The following is a 22,868-nucleotide window of genomic DNA, read 5'->3' as shown; positions in this document are numbered from 1 at the left end:
GCGACTGGTGAGACGCAGCGCGCCGTCGTCAGCTGGGTACGGACGGCGCGCGGGAACCGCAGCGTACGCGTGGTCCACGTCGATTCCGGGTGCCGGTCGCGCCCGCCTGGCGGCTGCGCAGTCGTTTGCTGGCTGCGCTACGTCGGTGATGCGGGCTTGCCAGATAACTGCACCGGCACCCGGATGTCTGCACGCAACTTGGCTTCGGCGACGGTTTCCGGGTCGTCGAGATAGAGGTAATGCAGCGGAGCCTCGCGCAGTGCGTAACCGCTGTCCGGTAGCCAATGTGCAAGCAATTGGTCGAGCGCGTCTTCCAGCCCTGCGTATGTCCCAACATGACGTAGCACCGCGTGCATCCCACCGGTGAGCTGGCGCAGCTGCATGAGCGATGGCGGCGCCACTTCAACATCGAACGCCATGCCGCATTCGAACAGGTGTTGCTGCGCCGGTACATCGCGGTGCTCGCTTAGCGGCAGGTCGATCAGCGCCTGCATGTGTTCACTCACTCCGCTGCGCTCCGCCCAGGCGGCGATGCGGCCGAAGCCACGATCCAGATCCTCGAACGCGCCGCGCTGACGTAGCACCACCATTTCCAGGGGATCGAGCACTTGCACCAGCACCTGCAATGGCGCGTTGTGCGGATGCGCCGACAGCGCTGGACCGGCCACTTGTGCGCGCGCAGCTGCGGTGCGTTACGCAGGCTGGACGGGCTTGCCTGAAGCACCATCCGAAACGCGCGTGCCAGCGCCTGCGGGGTTTGATAGCCGACCGCCAATGCCACCTCGGTCACCGAGCGGCCCTGCTCACCCGGCAGATGCAGCGCATAACTCAGGCGCAACCGCGCAATGGTCGCGCCCAGCGTTTCGCCTGCCAGTGCGCGGTACACGCGATGAAAATGCGGCGGCGATTGATGCGCCAGCGCGGCGAGCGTGGCCAGGTCCGGCAGCGGTTCACCGGCACGGATGCTGGCCTATAAGTGGGCTACGACGCGCTCGACCGCACGCTGCCGATGGAAGATGACCGATGCTGCTGGCACGGGCGATTCCTCTGGAAGGCAGTGAGCATCGCGCAGATTGGCAGCAGGCCCGGTCCCGATCTTGCGCATCTGGGCACTCTGGCTGGCGGCTTGCGCATGTCGGCGTCCAATGGCTGGCACGAGGTCGCAAGGTGTCGGGCCAACGTGGACAGCGCACTGGCTCCGGATCGCAACATCGCTCCCCGCCGACACGCAGCCGCCGCAGTCGCCCGGCCACGTCACAATCGCCTTGTACGCAACCTTCAGCTCGCTTGCAGCGCCAACGCCACCAGCACCGCAGTCTCGCCCACTTCCACCAACGCGCCGCAGGTATCGCCAGTCATGCCGCCCAGACGCTGCAGGCAGGCACGACGCCACAGCACGAACACCACGCCAGCAACCGCGCAGGCGAGCATCCCGCGCGCGAATCCAACGGCGAACACGCAACCAATGCCGAGCAGCAACGACAACAGCAAGCCGGCGCGCGAACCGCCGACCAAGCCACTGCCCAGCCCACCGGCACGCACATAGGGCGTGGTCAGGAACGCGGCCACCAACGCCGTGCGCGCCAGCAGTGGAGCCAGCCACACGGCGCCGGGCGCCGTTGGCAACAGCGTGGCCAGCGCCGCGCACTTGAGCAGCAGCGCCAGCACCACCGCAGCCACCGCCATCGGGCCGCTGGTGGGGTCCTTCATGATGGCCAGCGTGCGTGTGCGATCGCCCATGCCGCCGACCCAGGCATCGGTCGTGTCTGCCAGGCCGTCGATGTGCAAGGCGCCTGTGAGCCAGACCCAGCTGCTCAGCAGCACCGCAGCCCCCAGCAGCGGCGCCACCTCGCGCAGGCACCCCGCCAATGCACTCAGCACTGCGCCGATCAGCAGGCCGACCAGCGGATACCACAGCAGCGAGCGCGCCTGCGCGCCCGGCTGCGCGAACACCCGGCCGGGCACCGGAATGCGGGTCAGAAAGCCAACCGCGGCGAGCAAGCCGTCGATCATCCGGCGCTGGACGCCACGGAGGCTGCCGCCAGGTTCGCTGCGGCTGGCGGCCAGGCCAGCGGATGCAGCGAGGCATGTGGCACAGCAAGCTCGGTCATGCTGGCGAAGGAACGCCCTTGGACCATGCAGCGCAGCGCGCGGATGGCGCCGCCGTGGGTGACTACCAGCACCCGTTGCCCCGGATAGCCCGCCACGATGTGGTCGAGTGCCGCAGACAGGCGTGTGCAGAAATCTGCGAACGGTTCGGCTTGCGGCGGCGGATGGCGCACCGGGTCGGCCCAGAAGCGGCCGAGCGCTGCGCCTTCGTCGCGGTCGATGTCGGCGACCGGCACGCCCTGCCAGCGGCCGAAGTGGTATTCGCGCAGGCGCGGATCCAGCTGCAGCGGGATGGCACGCGCCTGCGCCAGCTCGGTCGCGAATAACGCGCAGCGCTGTAGCGTGGACGCCACGACTGCGTCCCACACGCCATCGGCAGTCGCCGTACGTAATTGCTGCCAGCCCAGTTCGGTGAGTGGGTCGTCGAGCTGACCCCGATAGCTGCGTTGCCCGGTATCGCCATGCCGCATCAAGGTGATCTGCGCACTCATGCGTCCGACACTCCGGCTTCGGCGAAGGTCGCCATGCCGTTATGCAACGCGCAAGCGCTGCGCAGCAACGGAATCGCCACCGCGGCTCCGCTGGCCTCGCCCAGCCGCATGTCCAGTTGCAGCAGGGGCTCTGCATCCAGTGCGCGAAGCAGTGCCGCATGCCCACGTTCCTGCGAGCGATGCCCGAACAACAACCACTCGCGCACACCGGGATTCAGGCGGGTGGCCACCAGCGCAGCGGCGGCGGTGATGAAGCCATCCACCAACACCGGAATACCCGCCTGCGCGGCGGCGATATACGCGCCGACCAATGCAGCGATTTCGAAGCCGCCGAGCCGGCGTAGTCGCTCCAGCGGGGTGGACGCATCGGCATGCAAGGCCAGCGCACGCGTGATCACGGTGGTCTTGTGCGCGATGCCTTCGGCATCCAGGCCAGTGCCCGCGCCAGCCAGCGCCTGCGGAAGCTGCGAGAGCAATGCGCACCCCAGTGTTGCAGCGGAGGTGGTGTTGCCAATGCCCATTTCGCCACCGACAAACAGCTGCGTGTCGCAACTCTTGGCCTGCGCAATGCTGTCGGCACCGGCGGCGAGCGCATCGCGCAATTGCGTCGCCGTCATCGCGGGCTGCTCGCAGATATTGGCGGTGGACGGCGCAATCCAGGCACGCCGCACCCGCGGCAACTCGCCAGGATCGTTGACCACGCCTAGATTCACCACTTCCAGCCGCGCACCCAGCTCGCGCGCCAGGACCGCAATGGCTGCGCCGCCGCGCGCGAAATTGCGCACCATCTCGCCAGTCACCGCCTGCGGAAAGGCCGACACGCCTTCGGCAGCGACACCGTGGTCGGCGGCATATACCGCAATCCAGACCCGCTGCATGCCAGGGTGTTCTGTGCGTTGCCAGGCTGCCAGCTGCACCGCCAGGTGTTCCAACCGGCCCAATGCACCTGGCGGTTTGGTCAGTTGTTCCTGCCGCGCCAACGCAGCAGAACGCATGCGCGCGTCCGGCACGGCGCAGGCACCAAAGATCCAATCGCTACTCATCTGTTCGCTACTCATCTGTGCTCTCCCTTCAACACCATCGGCAATCCTGCCACCACAAACACCACGCGATCGCACTGTAGCGCCAATGCCTGGTGCAGCCAGCCGGCTTCATCGACAAAACGCCGCGTGAGTTCGCCCAACGGGACAACGCCCTGCCCGACTTCGTTGCTGACCAGCACAATCTGCCCCGGCAACCGCGGCAGCGTTGCCAGCAGCGCATCGCGCTCGCGCGCGAACACGTCCGCATCCGGGTGGCCGAGCAGATTGCTCACCCACAAGGTCAGGCAATCCACCAGCACGCAGCGATCCGGCGCGGCGTGTGCCCGCAAGCTAGCCGCCAGCGCGATGGGCTCTTCCACGCATTGCCACTGCGGCGGGCGTTGGTTGCGGTGATGGGCAATGCGCCGATGCATTTCATCGTCGAAGGCTTGCGCGGTGGCCAGATACGTCACTGCAAGCCCGCAGGTTCGAGCGATGCGCTCGGCCAGTGCGCTCTTGCCCGAACGAGCGCCGCCCAGAATCAGGTGCTGCATGCCGGTTCCTTGCTGACCAGTCGTTTCAGTGCAACGGTATCCAGATGCGCATGCACGGCATCGGCCAGACGATCAAGGCTGGCTTCACGCAGCGCACCAAGATCCAGTGGCGCGGCCTGCGCCAGACCGGCCCACGCCAGCAATGCGGCCAATGCCTGCGGGTGGTCGAACACACCGTGCAGATAGGTGCCGAGCACCTGACCATCGTCGGAGATGGCGCCATCGGTACGCCCATCGTGCAGCTGCAGCAACGGTCGTGCCAGCGCGGCACCGCTGCTGATGCCGCAATGAATTTCATAGCCGCTGACGCTTGCATCGCCCAACAGCAATTGACCATGCATGCGTTGCAATTGCTTGTGCGGGTGCAGCGTGGTTTGCAGCGTCAGCCAGCCAAGGCCGGCGCTGCTGCCAGCGAAGCCTTCGATGCCATCCGGATCGTGGATGTGGGTACCCAGCATCTGCAGACCGCCGCAGATGCCAAGCAGTTTCCCTCCATAGCGCAGGTGACGGGCGATGGCGGTATCCCACCCGTGCGTGCGCAGCCACTGCAGATCGTGCCGGGTGGATTTACTGCCCGGCAGCACGATCAAATCGCAGGGCGGTGGTGTCTGCCCAGGACCGATCCATTGTACGTCCACCTGCGGGTGCGCCAGCAACGCATCGAGGTCGGTGTGGTTGCTGATGCGCGGCAACACCGGCACCACCACGCGCAACTGCGACTGCGGTTTCGGCGGCGCGTTGCGCGGCAGCGCATCTTCGGCATCCAGTTGCAAGCCATGCAGATACGGCAACACGCCGAGCACCGGCTTTCCCGTTTCGCGCTCCAGCCACTCCAGCCCAGGCTGCAGCAGCGCCAGATCGCCGCGAAACCGATTGATCACAAAACCGGCAACGCGTGCGCGTTCGCTGGCCGAGAGCAACGCCAGCGTGCCGACCAGATGGGCGAATACACCGCCGCGGTCGATGTCGGCGACCAGAATGACGGCGCAATCCACCGCTTCGGCATAGCCCATATTGGCAATGTCGTTGGCGCGCAGATTGATCTCGGCCGGGCTGCCGGCACCTTCCACCAGCACGACATCGAAGCGATTGACCAAGCGTGCGTGCGAGGCCAATACGGCCTTGAACGCAATCGTCTTGTAGGCGTGATAGTCCACCGCATCCAGCGTAGCGACCGGATGCCCGTGCACGATGACCTGTGCGCCGGTGTCGCTATTGGGCTTGAGCAACACCGGGTTGAAATCGGTCTGCGGCTCCAGCCCGCACGCCTGTGCCTGTAATGCCTGCGCACGGCCAATCTCGCCGCCGTCTACCGTCACTGCCGAATTCAACGCCATGTTCTGCGGCTTGAATGGCGCTACCGCAATGCCCTGGCGATATAGCCAACGGCACAGCGCGGCCACCAGCGTGCTCTTGCCCGCATCGGAGGTGCAGCCCTGTACCATCACGCGCGCACTCATGTCAGCACCTGCCGCAGTGCCGCATCCAGACGCGACTCGTCTGCGGCATCCCGCGGAAGACCGAAGCGCACACTGGATGGTGCGTCGAACAGCCTGGTCAAAATGCCGCGCTGCGCCAGCGCTGCGTGCACAGCAGCGGCATCGTCGCGTTGGCACCACTGAAAGAACGCGGTACCTGCGGTGGGTACGATCGAATGCGCATGCAATACCTGTCCAAGTCGCTGCGATGCCGCATGCAAGCGCGCACGTGCCCGCAACTGCCACGGCGTATCGGCCAACGCCTGCTGCACGACCCATCGTGCGGGGCCGCTCAGCGTCCATGGCCCCAACCGTTCACGCAGTGCATCCAGCAAGGTGTGATGTGCGCAGACAAAGCCCGCACGTGCACCGGCCATACCGAAGAATTTGCCCACCGAGCGCAGCACCACCAGACCAGGCCGCTGTGTGTCCGCACACACGCTGTGTTGTGGCGTCGCATCCATGAAGGCTTCGTCGATCACCAGCCACCCGCCACGTGATGCAAGACATGCATGCAGCTGCAGCAGCGTCTCGGGATCAAAGCTGTCGGCGCAGGGATTATTCGGATGGATCAGCACGATCACATCCAACGTCTCACCGGCTTGCAACAGCTGTGTCGCACACATCGGTACTACCTGATGCCCGGCACGTTGCCACGCCTGCGCGTGCTCGGCATAGCCGGGCATGAGCACACCGACGCGGCCGGATGCGCGCAGCAACGGCAAGGTCTGAATCGCCGCCTGCGAGCCGGCCACCGGCAATACCTGCGGCGCACCGTAATACGCGGCCGCGCACTCGGCCAGGCCATCGTCGTCTTCCGGCAAGCGCTGCCACAGATGCTCCGGGATCGTAGGCACCGGCCACGCGAACGGGCTTACGCCAGTAGAAAGGTCCAGCCATTGCGCGAGCGGAATCTTGTAGGTCCGCGCAGCGCGGCGCAGACGTCCGCCGTGTTCAAGCATCGCGTGCTCCAGGGAGTAACGCCGCGTTACCTGCGCAATCGTGAAAAGCGATCGGCTGCATCCTGGTCAGCGGCCAGACCATTGGTGCGCGGATCATCGCATCGCCAGCGCGGTTGCCAGCGTGCCCAGCAGCAGCCATAACGCGACACCGGCCCGCACAAGTCGCAAAGCGCGTTGCACGCTGTTGGCGGTTGCTGAGGCGCCCTCGCCCAGCGGCGGACGTGCCTGCCAATGTCCGTGATACGGCGCCGGTCCACCCAGCTGCACGTGCAGTGCACCCGCACCTGCCGCCATCACCGGACCGGCGTTCGGACTCTTCCAGCCGCGCCCTTGGCGCCGGGCGCAGCGTATGGCCGCGCGCGTGCGACCGAGCACTGCATAGGTCACCGCCGTCAGCCGTGCCGGCAGCCAGTTCAATGCGTCATCGATGCGCGCCGCAGCCCAGCCGAAGTTGGCGTAGCGTGGCGTGCGATAGCCCCATATCGCATCCAGCGTATTGGACAGCCGGTATAACACCGCTCCCGGTGCGCCAAGCAATACGCCCCAGAACAGCGCGGCGAACACCGCATCGCTGCCGTTTTCCAACACCGACTCGGTCGCTGCGGCAGCCACTTGGGTTGCGTCCAATACAGCCGTATCGCGGCTGACGATGCGGCCAACCGCAGCGCGCGCCGCAGGCAGATCAGCAACCTGCAGGGCAGCGATCACGGGGTGCGCGTGTTCGCCCAGGCTGCGCAACCCCAGCGCCAGATACAGCGTGATTGCAGCAAACCCAGCCGCCGTCCAAGGCGAGAAGCGCCACAGTCCCCATTGCAGCGCTGCGGCCACAACGGTCAACGGCAACACGCTCACGCACCACGCCAGAATACCGGCGCTGCGACGGTCGCGGTACAGGCGCGCTTCGATGCGCTGCACCCAGTTGCCGAACAACACCAGCGGATGCGCGTGCCGCGGCTCGCCAAGCAACAGGTCCAGCAGCACGGCAACGGTGGCAATCACCAGCAACATGGCGTGCAGTCCTGACTTCATGCCGGCAGACATGCCGGTGACGCTGCAACGCGTTGCACGCGCCTGACCACGGCTACAGCTCGATACCGAGCTGCGCCTTGATACCGGCGTTGAACGCGTGCTTGATCAGGCGCATTTCGGTGACGGTGTCGGCGGCCTCGATCAATCCGGGCGGCGCGCCGCGCCCGGTGATCACGACATGCTGACCCGCAGGCCGCGCGGCCACGCAGGCAAGCACCTCATCCAGCGCGATGTAGTCTTTCACCAGCGCTATGTTGAGTTCGTCCAGCAACACGAAGTCGTAACGCGCATCGGCCAGCATGCTGCGGGCAACTTGCCAAGCCGCCTGTGCGGCAGCGATGTCGAGCGCACGGTCCTGGGTCTCCCAGGTGAAGCCTTCGCCCATCACGTGATAGTCGAGCAGATCGGGAAAACGGCGGAAAAACGCCTCTTCGCCAGTCGAAAACGTGCCCTTGATGAATTGCACCACGCCGCAGTACAGGCCATGCCCAAGTGAGCGCGCCAGCATGCCGAAGCCGGACGAACTCTTGCCCTTGCCATTGCCGGTATTGACCAGCAGCACACCGCGGTCGATCACTGCGCGGGCGATGCGCCGGTCGACCAGTTCCTTCTTGCGCTGCGCACGTTCGCGGTAATGCGCGTCATCGTGTTCGGGGGTGCTCATGCGCGTACTCCACTGGGTGAACGTGTGCCGGCGGCGCGTCGTGCGGCCAGCAGCGCGAAGGCCAGGCCGACGTAACCGGCCAAAGCGCCAAGCGCGCGCGGGTAGTCCGTCGGCACCCGCGCAATAAATTCGGCCAGCGTGGCATGCGGGTAACGACCGGACAGAAAATAGAAACCGCCTTTGGAGAGTAGATAAGCGGCGCTGCCGCTGATCAGCAACGCCAACAGCGGCCCGGCGACCGTACGCCGTGCTTGGCGCTGTACCTGCAGCAGCGCAGACAGCCGTCCGCCACACCACAATACGGCGTAGGCCAGCGCCAAGGCCCAGTACGCCGACGACATGCACCAGTCGCTGCTGCTGCCCGAGGCTAGGCCGATCAGATCCAGCAGCGCTGCAATCCCGAACAGCAGCGGCAACATCCACAGCGGGCGCAGCAGCGCACCGGCCAGAAAAAATACTGCCCATGAGGCGCTGGGCAAGGCGTCCACGCTCACAAAGTGCTCGCCACGCGTGCAGACCATCAAGGCTGCAAGTGCGATGCCGCAGGTCCGGGCCGCTTCACCGTGCAACGGCAACACAGCGACGCGCGATGCCATGATCACGACACTTCCAGAGGCGCGGAGAACTGCGTTACGGCGCGCGCATTGCGCCAGCGCAGCACGCACCATGCGGCTGCCAGCACCACCGCCAAATACAGTGCTGTCGTGCGCACGAACAGCGGCCCCCATTGCCAGGCGCGCTGCAGATACTGTGCCCAGTGCGGGTCGGTGTAGCGTCCGCCCCACCAGTAGAACGCACCATTGGAGATCAAGAAAGACAGCACCGCGGCCAAGGTTCCCAGACCCCAGGCGATGCTCAGCGACGCAACCTCGGGCCGCACACGTGCGTGATACGCGCGCCCGGCATACCAGAGCACGCCATAGGCCGCCGGTAATGCAGCGTAAGCCGCGGTGATGCAGAAGTCGCTGACGCCAGCCAGGCTGACGGCGGCCCAATCGATCGCCACCGACACCCCCAACAACGCGACAAGGTAGCCGTGCCGCCGCAGCGCCAAACCTCCGAGAAAGAACACGGCCATGGACGCGTCCGGCAGGTGCAGCCAGTCGCTCGTGTGATGAAAGCGGGTCGCGGTCATCACCAGCATCGAAGCGATGAACAACAGGCCTTTGGACGAGCGGGACAACGACGGCATCGATGGTCTCCTTCGGGTTTTCGGTCGCTAACCAGACGACGCAACAGACATCAGGCAAACCACCGGCCCGTGCAAACCGTAGCGATCCTTGCATCTAGCGGCAAGCTTCAACTGCGCGGTCTAACCTGCGCGCCACCGGTGTCGTCGGCACGCTTAGAGGCCTAACGAACCAGAGCGAGCAGTCGCCGGGTGGGTGCGGACGGCGCGCAGGAACCGAAGTGTACGCGTGGCACATGCCGATTCCGGGCACCGGCCACGCCCGTCTGGTGACTGCGCAGCCGTTTTATTAGCTGCTCTTATTGCGCAGGCTGGTAGCGCAAGGTCAGCAGATAATTTCGGCCCGGCTGCGCGTACCAGCGTGCAGTTTCGTATTGGCGGTCGAACACATTGTTGGCGGCGAGTTGCACCTTCCAGTCCGCGTTCACTGCATAACTCACGCGCAAATCCAGCAAGCCGTAGCCGGCCAGGCGCTCGGTATTGGCCAGATCGTCGTAGCGCGCGCCCGACCCGAACAGGCTTGCGCCGACACCGAACGGACCGCTGCTGCGGTCCGCGTCGATACGCCCGCTCTGGCGCGCACGCCGTGGCAACCAGTTGCCGTGATTGACGTCGCCATCGGCTTGCGGCGCAAGCCAGGTCAACGTACTGCGCAGGGTCCAGCCGGCCAGCTCGGTGTCATAGCCGGCTTCCATCCCGCGGATACGCGCCCGATCGATATTGTTCGGCTGCCCGAACGGATGCGTCGCATCCACCAACGCGGCGTCGTAGGTGATCAGGTCGTCGATGCGGGTCTGGAACGCGCTGAGCGTCCAGGCGCCCCAGTCATAACGACCGCGTAAGCCAAGCTCGGCGCTCTTGGAGGTTTCCGGCCCCAGCAGCGGGTTGCCGTAATCCGGGTAGTACAGCTCGTTGAAGGTAGGCGCCTTGAACGCGGTGCCGTAGCTGGCAGTCAGGCGAAGATGCTCGGCGAAATCCCAGCCCCACAGCAGACTGCCGGTGGTCTTGCCGCCGAACTGGCTGTTGTCGTTGCGGCGCAGGCTGGCCTGCAGCGATTGGGTGCCGAGCGTCTGCTGCCACTGCGCAAATGCGGCGCGATCGATACGGCTGTCGGCGTCGTAGGTGTCGCTGCTGGCGATGGCGTCGCGCTGCCAATCGAAGCCGACCGTGAGCAGGCCGGGGCCAGTCTCGAGGTCGGCCTGCAACGCGCCTTGCTTGCGGCGGGTGTCGTAGGTCGACAGGTATGCCCCTTCGTAATACGCGTCGCTCAGATCGGCGCTGCTGCCCAGGCTGGCGGTGAGCTTCAGTGCATCGGTCGGTGCGTAACGCACGCGGCCACCAATGGCCTGCTGCACGCCCTTGCTCAGATTGCCGCCGAATGCCGAGCCGTCGTATTCGTTGCGGCTTTGCGCGCGCAACGCATGCACATCGACATCCCATTGCCGATTGAAACGCCAGCCGCCCTGCGCACTCAACGAATCGTTGCGATAGCCGTCGCGGTCCGGGTCGTAGGCGCTTGAGCTGGTATCCAGATACGCGTTGATGCCGTCGGTTTCGTCGTGCACGGCATTCACCGAATACCAACCGCCCGCTTCGCTCAGATCGCCTTGGCTGCGCCCGGCCAAGCCTGCGCCGTAGCGGCGCGCGTTGTCACTGCCGGCCGCCACGCTCAGGGTCGGCACGAAACGGCCTTGTGGACGCCGGGTAAAGATCTGGATCACACCGCCCAGTGCTTCGGAGCCGTACAGGCTGGAAAACGGGCCGCGCACGATTTCGATACGTTCGATCTGTTCGATCGGCAGATCCTGCAGCGCCGCGCCGCCGGCGGTGGCCGAGCCGATGCGCACGCCATCGATCAGCACCACCACTTGGTCGGCTTCGGTGCCGCGCAGGAACAGCGAGGTCGCCTTGCCGGGTCCACCGTTGTTGGCCAGCGACACGCCTGCTTCGCCGCGCAACAGATCCTGCAACGAAGTGACCTGGCGACGCTCGATCTGCGCGCGATCGATGACCGTGACCGGTGCCAGCGTCTGGTCCTGGGTCTGGGCAGTGCGCGAGGCAGTGACCACGACTTCGTCCAGATCGATGGCGGCCTCGGCCTGGGCCAGATTGGCCAGGCACAGCGACACCCCCACGACGAGCATGGCGCGATGCGGTAAAACGGAAGAAAGGGACATCACCTGCTGCTCCTGGAACCGCGCCAACCCACGCGTGGGCAATGGGGCGGCAAGCAGCAACGGGCCAGGCGTCCGGCGCGCAAGCGCCAGACGCACAAGGCCACGCCCACCGCGTGCCGCGTCAATCCCTCCGGCCGGTCTCCGGGCTCGCGAGTGGAAGCTGACGCTTCCGATGCCGCGCCTTCCCATGCCCATGCACAGTGGCGTATTGCGGCATCTGACCTCGCCCACCGTTGCGGGGGCAGCTCCGGAATTGCAGCTCGCCAAGGCGACCCGCGCACCGGATTCCCGTTTAAACCACCGGCAAGCCGGCAGTCACCTCAGGGGCACGCATGGTAGCAGGAGAGCATGAAGGTATTGGCAGAAACATGGAGTATGGCTGACGTATATTACTACAAGAAAAAATAGCGGCTCCCCCTTAAGATCGAATGCCAAAGAACACTGATAATCTACTGATCAACTGAAGGATTGCCTTCGTAGGTCGCCCGTATCACACATTGATAAATACCGAGCGGCATGAGGTCCATCTGGGCACGCCGGGCATCTATGTTGGCGAGATCCTCAACGGGCTCCTGCAGCACTAGCTCACCATCTTCGTTCCGTACAAACTGCGTGCCATAGCGCTGACGCTTACCCTGGGCCAAATGAACGCGATCTAAAAGCATTGCCAAGTCAGCCTTTTTTACACTAGTGGTGGATGAACTTGCTATCAGCACATCCAAAACAGTTTGCTGAAAAGCAGGATCACTGTCAGCGTGCTGCACCAGTAGCCAAAAATCCTGAATGCCCTGCTGGCCGACGCTCTCGGCAGTTGGAAAGCCGTAGCGTGCAAATTTATCCTTGAGCCACCTCAGGTTGTCAGCATCCACTTCAGAAAGCTTTCGAAGTTGTTCCGGGCTGGGCATCTGACCGCCGAGCAAAGGAGCTCGTACACGCTGATCGTTATCCACACGTCGCGACAACTCGGCACTCGCTTTGCTTAAAACCGGTTTCTTTCGTGAGTCACCGCTAGTATTCATATCCTTTTCCCCGCGCGGATGCTTAGCCGCCCATGTAGACAAGCCAGGACAAGACTTGAATAGCGCATCATCCTCTTCGCCAGCAAACAACTGTGGCGAAACCATAAATCCGAATATAAATATTACCGCGACCCCATATTTCATTTCAATTAACCTTGATAATTTCTTAATAAATGATAATTTTAGAAATAACTCGCAAATTCTTTAAATGAACGTGACGAATCGATCATTATCTCTGCCTTGGGGGCGAGCACTCTGCCATTGACGGTAATCTTCACTTTCCATGAAAGCCGCATCAGTCACCACATCAGATGACCCAAGCGGGTAACTTGGAGATCCATGAGCTAGCATCGAAGCAAAAGCATCTAAAAGATGCAGCTCGGGGACAAAATCCTCAACAAAAAGGAACTGCCCCCCAGGATTGACCTCCAGGAAGATTACGCGGCCCTGCCGGTCAACAGCGAAGTCGAGGCAGCCGTAGCGCAAGTTGAGCACGCTCATTAACTGCCGGATACTAGCTTCGGTAGAGGAATCCAAAATCATCACGGACATCGCCAGATCACTGTTACCGTATTCCTGTCTCCAATCAAGAAATGCTCCGCCAGTGCGTGATTCAATCTTTGCCGAGAAAATTCGGTCACCGATTACCGTGACCCGAATCTCATAGGCTTTGTCCAACAACTCTTGATAAATCGCGGGACATATCTCAATGGAGCGTCTATTTATTAAAGAAATGTCATTGATCACACTTGGTGCGACAGTTCTAATTTGACCGGTAGCTGTATGTCCCCAGTAGTGAGGAAGAAAGTGCTTTACCAGTATTCGCTCATACCGTAACGCAAAAGAAGAAACCTGTTGAAAATCATTGGATATGAGCGTATCTGGCACCGTGAGCCCACATAATCTTGCAGTTTCGAGCTGCAGAAGTTTCGATGATGCATTTCGCGAGGAAGACCCACCAACTACATAATGCGACCGCTGTTCTATACTCAGGCCCAAAGCCTCGTGAACACTTGATAACTCATTCTTCAAGAACGCGATGCCTTCAGGATTCGCATCACGAATAGAGCGATAAGGCGAGCGTCGACGGAACCAAGCCGAAGCAAAAGCGTCGCAGCACTGCTCCCCGAGGAATAGCGAAGAAGACGCCCCATCTAATCCATAAGTGGCATGTCCAGACTGCTCTTCCGCAAAACCGTCCCATAGAATCACGTCGCGACCGCGAGCTTCAAGCGCCCATTTAACTGCTGTGGCATGATAGTCATAGGCAGAAGTTAAAATTATTAATGGCTTGTCCATTAGCACGTCCATTCGAGATTTTATTGAAACCGAAGACATGTGATGTTCCGTGCATTCCATGCAACCGGTTTTTCTAGCCAGCTCTAGAATAGCCTACCAAAATCACACACAAAAACGTGCCTGGCAATAACTGCCAAGCACGTCCTAGCTAGACTACCATTCTACGTCGTAATGGACTTCGGCATCCCAATTTCCGTTTGAACCACTCACTTTTCCACCAGCGGTCTGCTTGGCGGCACCACCGCCAACCATTTCCATTTCTGACTCCGAAAGTTCCCGAGCCAACTCCAGACCAAGCGGACTTACCATCTCATTAAGTTCCATTTTCTGAGCTCCGATTACTAGTTACAATCAAGCACCTGCTTCCTTACATGAGCTGATTGGGCGCCGGAAATTTTTCCGGCAACTAAAACGCGTCCATGCAATAATAATTAAGCGACTTGTGAAGAATTCCGAAATGATTCACCCATATCAAATATCCGATCCGCACTTTCAATGGTCTCTTTGCGGTGAGCAATAATGATGCGAGTTGCCTTCATCCTCCCAACTGCAATGTTAATCTTACCCTCTCGATCGACATCTAAGTGGCTGGTAGCCTCATCCAGCAAGAGTATTCGCGGCTTGCGATACATCGCCCTCGCGAAAATCACTCGCTGTTTCTGTCCTCCAGAAAGGGAGGATCCCATGTCACCCACCAGCGACTCATACCCCATTGGCATTGCAACAACATCACTATGTATCTCGGCCATTATAGCTGCATCAATAATCCTTTCCATGGAAGCATTCATGTCACCGAAGGCAATATTTTCGGCAATTGAGCCGCCGAATAGCTGATCTTCTTGCATGACTGCAGCTATCACTTCGTCACGGTATCTTGTCATACCTATGCGTTCAATATTGACGCCATCAATTTCCACGCTTCCCTGTGTCGGCTTAAGCAAGCCTAAGATGATCTTGGCAAGCGTCGACTTCCCACACCCTGATGGGCCTGTAATTGCTAACGACTCGCCCGCCTTGATTTTTAGATCGAGATTGCGAAAAATCCAAGGCTCACTATCTGAATATCTGAAACCCAGATTTCGAATAACGACACTAGGCTCTTCACTCAAGTCATGAAAGCTTGCAAAACCTTCTTGCTCCGGCGGTGCCAAAGCTATATCACCGATACGCTGCATATGTAGTCGCAACATCCTTAGATCTATAACTTTGTCTATCACGCCACCGACCTTATGCGTCAGCTGATCTGCAAAAGCAAGAAAAGCGATCAGCATTCCTGCGGTGAACCCCCCTTTTAAGACCATGTGGGCACCGATAGTAATTATCGCTACACGTTGGATTCCGAATACGCCCTGATTAATAGCAGTGAAGGCTAAGCCTATACGCTGACTGCGCATTGATCTAAGCACTGTCTCCTGGGTTAGGTTAGTCAGTCGAAGAACACGATCGGCCTGACGATTGGCAAGCTTAATCGCCTGCACCCCCCTCACAGACTCCATTAATTCGCTTTGCTGACGAGCCCCATAGATAAGTTGCTCCTCGTTGTTCCGCCAAAGATATTTATACATAATTAATCGCAGAACCGCATAGAGCCCTGCACCGGCCACAACCACCAGGGTGAGGTACATGTCGTAACTCATTAGCACTAAAAGGGCCAAGAACCCTACAATTCCGTCAAGCAGAGCCTCTACGAAGCTTCCTGTCAACGTCTGCTGGATCTGGTTCAACGAAGTAAACCTCGACACCATATCTCCGATATGACGCCTTTCAAAAAAATCTAGTGGTAGACGCATGAGATGACTGAAAAGGTTAGTCGTCCACTTGGCCGATAATGCTGCACCCACCCAGCTTATGACCCACCCACGCACAAAAATCAATCCGGACTGCGCTAGCACGACTACCAAGAACGCAGAGCAGATTATTAGCAGAAAATTGCGATCCGCTGATATCAGTGCTCGGTCGACCACCCATTGCATTTGGAAAGGCAATAGTAAACTAAGAGTTTCGATCCCAATGGAAAGACCTAGGATTTGCAAGAATACCTTACCTAATCCTCGTACACGTCCGGTCAACGTCCGGAGGCGGACATGCTCCACATCTTTAATGGGCTCGAAATTAGCTGAAGGGGTTAGCTCCAACGCAACTCCAGTAAAGTGCCTGCCAACCTCCTGCAACGGAAGTATCCTAGCTCCGTTAGCGGGATCGAGAATGCGGGCGCCTCGCCGATCGACGCGTTCAAGCACCACAAAGTGGTTTAAGTCCCAGTGTAGAACACAAGGCATCTCAAGGCGAGGTATGTAGTCCATCTCGGCACGCAGAGCTCTTGCATCAAACCCGAGGTTCCTACCCGTAGCGATCAATTGCGCTAAACTTGTTCCTTTAAGTGAAGATCCATAACGGCGCCGCAACGAGTTGAGGTCTACCTCATGACCGTGATGGCGAGCGATCATCGTAAGGCACGCCAGTCCGCACTCGGCGGCTTCTGATTGAAGCACAGGCTCCAGACGCGGGCCAACACTAGACTGTGACGAAATAATGCGCTCTTTCACATTTGGCTTGCCAGCCCCCTTCATTGGAAGCTCCACTTTAAATCCTGGATTGGTTCAAAGAGCCATTCTAATAACCGCCTCTCTCGCAGCATGATGCTGGCCTCCACTACCATCCCCGGGAGAAATAATTGGTTATCAACACCCTGACCAATGGAGCGCCTATTCAGCGACACCTTAACCTGATATTGGGGTTCATCAAATTGTTTACCCGTCAACCGCCGCAGGTCATCCGGCGAAAGCGCACTGTGCGATATCTCGCATACCACCCCTCGCGCTTGTCCGAAATCTTGATAAGGAAAAGCCTGAAGCCGCAACAACACGGAGCTACCAAGGCGAATGAAACCTATTCTTCGGCTCGAAACGAACAACTGTGCCTGCATTTCCGAATTTGCAGGCATTTCAGTAATAATAGGCTGCCCGCCTTGGACAGTTTGTCCCTCTTCGATCATCAACGCAGAAATAAAACCATCTCGTGGAGCACGAATTACGTAGGCACGCCGAGCTTCGTTTTGCACTAGCGTCTGCTCAATTCCTGCGAGCTTGCTCCGGATTGCATTGCGCTTTGTTGCAACATTCGAAGGTAGCTGCACTAATTCGCTGCGAATTTCTTCAAGCTGCTGCCTAGTGACCAAATCCTGTGCACCAAGTGCGCTAAGCTGGGTTTGCTGTTCGAGCAGAGCTCCTCTTTGTTGGATTAGTTGTACGGTGGAAATGTAACCCGTTCCCTTTAGGGGTTCCATTTTTTCCAGCAACTGTTGATTGATCTCGGCATATTGCCTTCTAAGGATGGCCTGCCTTTCCATGTGCCGCAGCTGGCTAGTGAGCGATCCGATTTTTCCCTCAAGAAGCTGTTGCTGAGTTTCAAACGCTTTTTCGTTTGCTTCTAGGTCACTACGCAATCGATCTTTCTCATCGCGAAGCTGAGTACTAACCGAAGCATAGGTACCGCCCATGGATGCACTATTTAGTTCGCCTGATATTTTGGCAACAATTTGCCCCTCCTTGACGGACTCCCCCTGTCTTACATGCAAAGAAACGACCTCTCCGGCCTCTGTAGAGGTAAGCGTGAGCAACCCTCGTGAGGGAACCAACCTCCCTGCAGCGGTTACATGCTGTGTATAGCGCCCAAAGAAAATGACGAGAACAACGGTTGATACGGCCAAACAGCCCAACAACGCTGCTATCCACCCAGCACGCGGCGCCACTAAAACAGCCGAGGAAACCCAGTCCTCTTGTCGAGCCTCGTATACCTCACGCCTAAAGAGCGACTTCCCTGTCACCTTGTCTAACTCCTAATGAGTCACTACGTCAGCGAGCTAGTTAGTAGCCGCCAAACTTAGATGTCGATCACGCTACTCTCACGCCATCTATATCACCCAAAAAAAACAAAATCAACCCCAAAGAACCATTCACCACAGACTTGAGCGGCCACTAAACTTCGAGCGTTGAAATTTCAATTTCATACAAGCCATGCCTTTGAAGACACAACTGGCTCATAAGGATTTGTGTCAGCCTCCCGTAAAATTGATCCAGCTACAACTGGAGGTCTCCTGCACACTAGCCATCAAGGAGACCAACAATGAGCAAGAGCAAGTTCACCGAGAACCAGATCGCCGCCACGCTGAAGTAGGTCGAGGGCGGTCGCCAGGTCAAGGATGTCTGTCGTGAGCTGAGTATTTCCGATGCGACGTACTACGTCTGGAAGTCCAGGTACGGCGGCATGGAGGCCGCTGACGTGCAACGCCTGCGCAACCTGGAGACTGAGCACAACAAGCTCAAACGCATGTACGCCGAGCTCGCGATGGAAAACCATGCATTGAAGGATGTCATCGCAAAAAAACTGTAGACCCGGCGCATAAGCGCCCGCTGCTTGCCTGGCTCATGGAGCAGCATGGCTGGAGCGAGCGCCGGGCTTGTGCGGTGGTTGGCGTGGTTCGCTCGACAGCATGTTATCGGCGCCGTCCCGACCGGGATGAGGAGGTCATTGTGCTGTTGTCCGAGTTGGTCGAGCGTTTTCCCGAACGTGGATTTGGAAAGCTATCCAGATCATCCGCCGTCGCGGACATGCGTGGAATCACAAAAGGGTCTGGCGCGTATATTGCTCGATGAAACTCAATCAACGTCGCCGCAGCAGGCGCCGAGTACCGACGCGCCATCCACAGCCGCTGGCAGGCGGTGATCGACCCAATGCTGATGGTCGATCGATTTCATGTCCGATGCGCTATGGGGTGGTCGACGGTTCCGCACGTTCAATGTCATCGACGATTTCAGTCGGGAAGCGTTGGCCATCGAAGTCGACCTCAACCTCCCGGCTGCCCGCGTCATCCGCACGTTGGAACGTATCGCAGCCTGGCGTGGCTATCCGAACAAGCTGCGTTTGGACAATGGCCCGGAATTTGTTGCATTGACCTTGGCCGAGTGGGCTGAGCGCAAGGGTATCGCGTTGGATTTCATCGAGCCGGGGCGTCCGATGCAAAACGGTTTCATCGAACGCTTCAACAGCAGCTACCGGCGCGGCGTATTGGACATGCACATCTTCCGCACGCTGAGCGAGGTCCGCGAACAGACCGAACAGTGACTCGCCGATTACAACAAACAGATACCGCACGACAGCCTGGGCGGGCTAACGCCCGTCGAGTTCCGTGATCAACATCAACCGCAGACCTCTAGTTTTAGCTGGCATTGAATTGCGGGCAGTCGACAAAGTACACGTCCGCCGCGTTGAAAGGTCGCTGGGTAGCGCTCGTCATTAGCAGACGGTTCAGCACGTATAACTGAGTACCACATTTCATGCGAGTGCCGACCATAGCCGGTCCGGAGCGCGCGATTGCAGACGAGCGGTAATGAGCTTATGCCCCCGCGTTGTGAACGCAACGATGCGCCGCATGCACAATCCACATCGTGCGAACGGGAACTGCCTTCGCAATGCCCGTTGGTTACCTTTCAACTTTGGCTATCGATGCGGCACACAAGTACCGCCAAACATCAGCCTTTGCCGAACGCCAGCCGCCCGCTATCTGCACGCACGCGTACGGTATCACCGCTGATGTAGTGCCCTGAGAGAATATGCTGGGCCAGCGGGTTTTCCACCTGCGACTGGATCGCGCGCTTGAGTGGGCGTGCGCCGTACACCGGGTCGAAGCCGACATTGCCCAACAATTCCAGCGCGGCATCGTCCAGGTCCAGCTTGAGACCACGCTCGGCCAGGCGTTTTTCCAGGCCTTGCAACTGGATGCGCGCAATCGATTTGATCTGCGCCTTGTCCAGCGGATGGAACACCACGATGTCGTCCAACCGGTTGATGAACTCCGGGCGGAAATGCGCCTGCACCACGCCCATCACCGCCGCCTTCATCTGCGTGTAGGCCTCCGCACTGCCATCGCCGGACAGTTCCTGGATCTGGTGCGACCCCAGATTGGAGGTCATCACGATGACGGTGTTGCGGAAGTCCACGGTGCGGCCCTGACCATCGGTGAGACGGCCATCGTCGAGCACCTGCAGCAGAATGTTGAACACATCGGCATGCGCCTTTTCCACCTCGTCCAGCAGGATCAACGAATACGGGCGACGACGCACTGCCTCGGTCAGATAGCCGCCTTCTTCATAGCCCACGTAGCCCGGAGGCGCGCCGATCAGGCGCGACACCGAATGCTTCTCCATGAACTCGCTCATGTCGATACGGATCATCGCCTCGGTGCTGTCGAACAGGAAGTCCGCCAGCGCCTTGCACAACTCGGTCTTGCCCACGCCGGTCGGGCCCAGGAACAGGAACGAGCCGCTCGGGCGATTGGGATCGGCCAGGCCCGCACGCGAGCGACGCACTGCGTCGGAGACGACCTTGATCGCCTCGTTCTGGCCGATCACGCGCTGATGCAGCTCCTCTTCCATGCGCAGTAGCTTGTCGCGTTCGCCCTCGAGCATCTTGTTGACCGGAATGCCGGTCCAGCGCGACACCACCTCGGCGATTTCCTCGGCCGTCACGCGGTCCTGTACCAGCTTGAAGTCGTGGTGTTCGACCTCGTTGGCCAGCAGCATCTGCTTTTCCAGCTGCGGCAGCACGCCGTACTGGATCTCGCTCATCTTGGCGTAGTCCTGACGGCGCTGTGCCGCTTCCAGTTCCAGCTTGGCATGCTCGATCTGCTCCTTGATCTTGGTGGTGCCCTGCAGGGCAGCCTTCTCGGATTTCCACAACTCGTTGAGGTCGTAGAACTCACGCTCGAGCTTATCGATATCGCTCTCCAGATCGGCCAGGCGCTGGCGCGAGGCCTCGTCCTTTTCCTTCTTCAGCATTTCGCGCTGGATCTTGAGCTGGATCAGGCGGCGCTCCAGTCGGTCGAGTTCTTCCGGCTTGGAGTCGATCTCCATGCGAATGCGCGAGGCGGCTTCGTCCATCAGGTCGATCGCCTTGTCCGGCAGCTGGCGGTCGGTGATGTAGCGGTTGGAGAGCGTGGCAGCCGCGACGATCGCCGGATCCGTGATCTCCACGCCGTGATGCACCGCGTAACGCTCTTTCAACCCACGCAGGATCGCGATGGTGTCTTCCACCGTCGGCTCGCCCACGAACACCTTCTGGAAACGCCGCTCCAGTGCCGCATCCTTCTCGATGTACTTGCGGTATTCGTCCAGCGTGGTGGCACCGATGCAATGCAGCTCGCCACGCGCCAGCGCCGGCTTGAGCATGTTGCCGGCGTCCATCGCGCCATCGGCCTTGCCGGCGCCGACCATGGTGTGCAGCTCATCGATGAACAGGATGATCTGGCCTTCGTTCTTCGAAAGGTCGCTGAGCACCGCCTTCAGGCGCTCTTCGAATTCACCGCGGAACTTGGCGCCGGCAATCAGCGCGCCCATGTCCAGCGACAGCACGCGCTTGCCGCGCAGGCCCTCGGGCACTTCGCCATTGATGATGCGCTGAGCCAAGCCCTCGACAATGGCGGTCTTGCCCACGCCGGGCTCGCCGATCAGCACCGGGTTGTTCTTGGTGCGGCGCTGCAGGACCTGGATGGTGCGGCGGATTTCTTCGTCGCGACCAATCACCGGATCGAGCTTGCCGCTTTCGGCACGCGCGGTCAGGTCGATGGTGTATTTCTCCAGTGCCTGGCGCTGCTCTTCGGCATTTTCCGATTGCACGGTTTCGCCACCACGCAGCTTGTCGATGGCCGCCTCGATCTTCTTCTTGTCGCCACCGGCCGCGCGCAACGCCACGCCCAGCGGGCTGGCATCGTCAGCGGCGGCCAGCACGAACCATTCGCTGGCGATGAACGCGTCACCATGTTGCTGGGCGAGCTTGTCGGTCTGGTTGAGCAGCCGGTTGAGGTCGTTGCCGATCGACAGATTGCCTTCCTGCCCGGAGACCTTGGGCAGCGTGTCAAGCGCTTCGCCCAGCCGCTCGCGTAGCAGCGGCACGTTGACGCCGGCCTGGGACAACAGCGGGCGCGTACTGCCACCGCTCTGATCCAGCAGCGCGGCCAGTACGTGCACCGGCTCGATGATGTTGTGGTCGCGGCCCACGGCCAGCGACTGCGCGTCGGCCAGTGCCTGCTGGAACCGCGAGGTGAGCTTGTCCATCCGCATGGGAAATCCTCTTAACTGGTGGCCGGCAATAGCGGCGATACCGTGCAGATGCGGTTGCTTAGCGGCGTTTCAAGGTTCGCCGCTACGGGAAATCGGCAGCTGATAGGCTCCTGCCGCCCCAGGCGAGCTTGGCAAAGGCGTTTCGCGCAGGCGGTCTTCTGTTGCAACTGCGCGGTCCGTGCTGCAGCTTCTTAGCGAGTGGCAGCTACAAGGAGGGCGGCCCAGGCTCCGCGCACGGCGCCAGACGGTCCGATACGACCGCGGCACTGCGTGGACCGTCGTCCAGCGTGCCGGAATTCACGCGCAGTGGCCTGCGAGGCATTACCTGACTCCGGCACTTGCGCCACCGTTGGCCGGCGCGACAGCACCTACTTCTGGATTGCACGCTGCGCAGACCCTCGCCAGTGGCGATAATGCGCGCATGGATGCAACCAAGCCCTGGCACCTCTACCTGTTGCTGTGTCGCAGCGGCAGCTATTACGCCGGAATCACCAACGATCTGGAGCGACGCTTCCAGGCGCATCTGCGTGGCACCGGTGCACGTTACACGCGCGCCAATCCGCCCGTTCAGGTACTCGCCAGTCGCACCTACCCGGACCGCGCCAGCGCATCACGTGCGGAGTGCGCACTCAAGCGCCAGCCACGTGCGCGCAAGCTTGCCTGGTTGCAGGCGCAGCCCGACGCTGCCGAGTCACACTCTGCTGACGCATCGATCACGCATATCTAGCCATCGTTTTTCTACCCTGCAGCGCCCTCGA

19 protein-coding genes, 2 other RNA genes, 2 pseudogenes and 1 riboswitch are annotated in these 22,868 nt (G+C 60.5%); of the genes and pseudogenes, 2 read left to right on the top strand and 21 right to left on the bottom strand.

From position 1 onward, the window contains the following. Window positions 1-2 precede the first annotated feature (2 nt). The 20 genes and pseudogenes from M0D43_RS16935 to M0D43_RS16840 all read right to left on the bottom strand — a co-directional run bounded on the left by M0D43_RS16935 (window position 3) and on the right by M0D43_RS16840 (window position 17,492). Window positions 3-80: non-coding RNA, sX9 sRNA (locus M0D43_RS16935), on the bottom strand. Window positions 81-137: 57 nt separating this feature from the next. Beyond that, window positions 138-668, bottom strand: a complete 531-nt coding sequence (locus tag M0D43_RS16930) for an AraC family transcriptional regulator (protein ID WP_252162308.1) — start codon at window positions 666-668, stop codon at window positions 138-140. An 83-nt stretch (window positions 669-751) separates the two neighbouring features. Then, window positions 752-886: pseudogene (locus M0D43_RS16925) on the bottom strand (AraC family transcriptional regulator); the annotation flags it as partial. A 392-nt stretch (window positions 887-1,278) separates the two neighbouring features. After that, on the bottom strand, window positions 1,279-2,013 hold the full coding sequence (locus M0D43_RS16920; RefSeq protein ID WP_252162307.1) for an adenosylcobinamide-GDP ribazoletransferase: 735 nt from the start codon (window positions 2,011-2,013) through the stop codon (window positions 1,279-1,281). Further along, a complete protein-coding gene (locus tag M0D43_RS16915; protein WP_252162306.1) occupies window positions 2,010-2,600 on the bottom strand; it encodes a histidine phosphatase family protein in 591 nt (196 codons plus the stop codon). The genes M0D43_RS16920 and M0D43_RS16915 overlap by 4 nt, the downstream gene beginning before the upstream one ends. After that, entirely contained in the window at window positions 2,597-3,643 is a 1,047-nt protein-coding gene (gene cobT / locus M0D43_RS16910; RefSeq protein WP_252165105.1) for a nicotinate-nucleotide--dimethylbenzimidazole phosphoribosyltransferase, read from the bottom strand. The genes M0D43_RS16915 and cobT overlap by 4 nt, the downstream gene beginning before the upstream one ends. A gap of 11 nt (window positions 3,644-3,654) precedes the next feature. Then, window positions 3,655-4,176 carry a bifunctional adenosylcobinamide kinase/adenosylcobinamide-phosphate guanylyltransferase gene (cobU, locus tag M0D43_RS16905; protein ID WP_252162305.1) on the bottom strand — a complete coding sequence of 174 codons (522 nt, stop codon included), beginning with the start codon at window positions 4,174-4,176 and terminating at the stop codon, window positions 3,655-3,657. Beyond that, window positions 4,164-5,636: a cobyric acid synthase gene (locus M0D43_RS16900; protein WP_252162304.1), complete on the bottom strand. Its 1,473-nt coding sequence runs from the start codon at window positions 5,634-5,636 to the stop codon at window positions 4,164-4,166. The genes cobU and M0D43_RS16900 overlap by 13 nt, the downstream gene beginning before the upstream one ends. Then, window positions 5,633-6,616 (bottom strand): threonine-phosphate decarboxylase CobD, encoded by a 984-nt coding sequence (gene cobD / locus M0D43_RS16895; protein WP_252162303.1) that lies wholly within the window; start codon window positions 6,614-6,616, stop codon window positions 5,633-5,635. The genes M0D43_RS16900 and cobD overlap by 4 nt, the downstream gene beginning before the upstream one ends. A gap of 93 nt (window positions 6,617-6,709) precedes the next feature. After that, on the bottom strand, window positions 6,710-7,624 hold the full coding sequence (cbiB, locus tag M0D43_RS16890; protein ID WP_260808285.1) for an adenosylcobinamide-phosphate synthase CbiB: 915 nt from the start codon (window positions 7,622-7,624) through the stop codon (window positions 6,710-6,712). A gap of 73 nt (window positions 7,625-7,697) precedes the next feature. Then, window positions 7,698-8,309 carry a cob(I)yrinic acid a,c-diamide adenosyltransferase gene (gene cobO, locus M0D43_RS16885; RefSeq protein ID WP_252162302.1) on the bottom strand — a complete coding sequence of 204 codons (612 nt, stop codon included), beginning with the start codon at window positions 8,307-8,309 and terminating at the stop codon, window positions 7,698-7,700. Continuing rightward, on the bottom strand, window positions 8,306-8,908 hold the full coding sequence (locus tag M0D43_RS16880; protein WP_252165104.1) for a hypothetical protein: 603 nt from the start codon (window positions 8,906-8,908) through the stop codon (window positions 8,306-8,308). The genes cobO and M0D43_RS16880 overlap by 4 nt, the downstream gene beginning before the upstream one ends. Beyond that, entirely contained in the window at window positions 8,908-9,501 is a 594-nt protein-coding gene (locus M0D43_RS16875) for a hypothetical protein (RefSeq protein WP_252162301.1), read from the bottom strand. Before M0D43_RS16875 ends, M0D43_RS16880 begins: the two co-directional genes overlap by 1 nt. Before the next feature lie 159 nt (window positions 9,502-9,660). Beyond that, a non-coding RNA gene (locus tag M0D43_RS16870) (sX9 sRNA) lies at window positions 9,661-9,736 on the bottom strand. 61 nt (window positions 9,737-9,797) lie between these two features. Next, window positions 9,798-11,675, bottom strand: a complete 1,878-nt coding sequence (gene btuB, locus M0D43_RS16865) for a TonB-dependent vitamin B12 receptor (RefSeq protein WP_252162300.1) — start codon at window positions 11,673-11,675, stop codon at window positions 9,798-9,800. Between the two features lie 115 nt (window positions 11,676-11,790). After that, window positions 11,791-12,013, bottom strand: a riboswitch (cobalamin riboswitch). Between the two features lie 111 nt (window positions 12,014-12,124). After that, window positions 12,125-12,838: a DUF6624 domain-containing protein gene (locus tag M0D43_RS16860; RefSeq protein ID WP_252162299.1), complete on the bottom strand. Its 714-nt coding sequence runs from the start codon at window positions 12,836-12,838 to the stop codon at window positions 12,125-12,127. Window positions 12,839-12,898: 60 nt separating this feature from the next. Next, complete coding sequence (locus M0D43_RS16855) at window positions 12,899-13,993, bottom strand: MvdC/MvdD family ATP grasp protein (protein ID WP_252162298.1); 1,095 nt, start codon at window positions 13,991-13,993, stop codon at window positions 12,899-12,901. 153 nt (window positions 13,994-14,146) lie between these two features. Next, a complete protein-coding gene (locus M0D43_RS16850; RefSeq protein WP_252162297.1) occupies window positions 14,147-14,317 on the bottom strand; it encodes a hypothetical protein in 171 nt (56 codons plus the stop codon). 107 nt (window positions 14,318-14,424) lie between these two features. Then, a complete protein-coding gene (locus tag M0D43_RS16845) occupies window positions 14,425-16,563 on the bottom strand; it encodes a peptidase domain-containing ABC transporter (RefSeq protein ID WP_260807390.1) in 2,139 nt (712 codons plus the stop codon). Continuing rightward, entirely contained in the window at window positions 16,560-17,492 is a 933-nt protein-coding gene (locus M0D43_RS16840; protein ID WP_260807389.1) for a beta-barrel domain-containing protein, read from the bottom strand. The genes M0D43_RS16845 and M0D43_RS16840 overlap by 4 nt, the downstream gene beginning before the upstream one ends. Window positions 17,493-18,118: 626 nt before the next feature. Here M0D43_RS16840 and M0D43_RS16835 point away from each other — a divergent pair. After that, a pseudogene (locus tag M0D43_RS16835) lies at window positions 18,119-19,225 on the top strand (IS3 family transposase). 299 nt (window positions 19,226-19,524) lie between these two features. Here M0D43_RS16835 and clpB read toward each other — a convergent pair. Further along, on the bottom strand, window positions 19,525-22,110 hold the full coding sequence (gene clpB / locus M0D43_RS16830) for an ATP-dependent chaperone ClpB (RefSeq protein WP_252162293.1): 2,586 nt from the start codon (window positions 22,108-22,110) through the stop codon (window positions 19,525-19,527). A 421-nt stretch (window positions 22,111-22,531) separates the two neighbouring features. Between clpB and M0D43_RS16825 the strand changes: the two genes are divergently transcribed. Further along, complete coding sequence (locus M0D43_RS16825) at window positions 22,532-22,837, top strand: GIY-YIG nuclease family protein (RefSeq protein WP_252162292.1); 306 nt, start codon at window positions 22,532-22,534, stop codon at window positions 22,835-22,837. The last annotated feature ends 31 nt before the right edge of the window (window positions 22,838-22,868 follow it).

It is taken from the genome of Xanthomonas prunicola (assembly GCF_025266575.1).
GTDB lineage: Bacteria > Pseudomonadota > Gammaproteobacteria > Xanthomonadales > Xanthomonadaceae > Xanthomonas > Xanthomonas prunicola.
This window is presented reverse-complemented; position numbering and strand designations above follow the sequence as displayed.